This window comes from Catenovulum agarivorans YM01 (genome assembly GCF_000281085.1).
Classification (GTDB): Bacteria; Pseudomonadota; Gammaproteobacteria; order Enterobacterales; family Alteromonadaceae; genus Catenovulum; species Catenovulum agarivorans.
Genome location: NZ_AJWM01000136.1, coordinates 1 through 926, shown reverse-complemented (window position 1 = coordinate 926; position 926 = coordinate 1). Strand labels below are relative to the sequence as shown.

General features: G+C 37.3%; 2 protein-coding genes. Both read right to left on the bottom strand.

Annotation, left to right across the window (positions count from 1 at the left end; translation table 11 throughout):
• Positions 1–59: 59 nt before the first annotated feature.
• Entirely contained in the window at positions 60–392 is a 333-nt protein-coding gene (locus WSC_RS0102690) for a hypothetical protein (protein ID WP_016954361.1), read from the bottom strand.
• Between the two features lie 4 nt (positions 393–396).
• A complete protein-coding gene (locus WSC_RS0102685; protein ID WP_016954360.1) occupies positions 397–780 on the bottom strand; it encodes a hypothetical protein in 384 nt (127 codons plus the stop codon).
• Between the last annotated feature and the right edge of the window lie 146 nt (positions 781–926).

Sequence of the window (926 nt, the reverse complement as noted above, 5' to 3'; positions counted from 1 at the left end):
CTATAATGTGCGAGGTACGAGCGCAGCCAAGCTTTTTGCGTCCACCCTTAATGCGTTTGTTATGTTGTTTCAGGCTCTGGCTCTGTAGAGTTTGTTTGGCGCTGAGCCTGTGAGCTTTTGACTAAGCTGTTCATAGTTTGGATGGACACCCAAATTACAGCAACTGCCCCTAGAATTATAGACTCTTTATAAGACTGGAAATCACCTAAACTTTTTACCCCCTCAAAAACAAGAAACAACAGGTTAAAGCTAGAGCAAGCGGCCATAACAGCTAAAAATAGTTGTACAACATCGGTTAGTAACGGCGCTTTTTTAATGTAAGAAAATCGATAAATTATAAACATTAAAATTACTAGAAAAGCAATATAGAAAAAATAATTGGGAGTATTCATTTTTTTACACCCCTTTCACTATTTTTTCAATTTTTCGTTTTTTGAGCTCAAGTTCACCCAAAGAATCAATGCCTAACTCAGTGTCTAGTATTTTCCGGATTAATTCACTATGTTCTTTGCGCCTTTCTCGTAGCGCAAGAAAACCAAGTAACACGCCAAAAATAGTAGATGATATACCGAGCAAAAGCTTATCAATTTCAGGAAAAACAAATGCTGATGTCGCAGCTGCGCCAGCTATCGAAGCGATCACTGTTGAAACCAATGTTTGAGCTCTAAGAGCTTTTGCATGTTCTTCAGCATATTTTTCTAACAAGTTTAATGTCTCAACATCTAAATCATTGAGTTTTCTGAGAACATCGTTTTCAATTTTTTGAATATCTTCACTCATGAATAATTCTCAACACTAGTAAAACAACATAACGCCCAAATAACGGGCTAAAAATGATTGGCTAAAATAGCGAGGCACGAGCTGAGCCAAGTGATCTGATCCAATAGTTTTGGACACCTCATTAAGTGAGTAGAATAACTCACAGA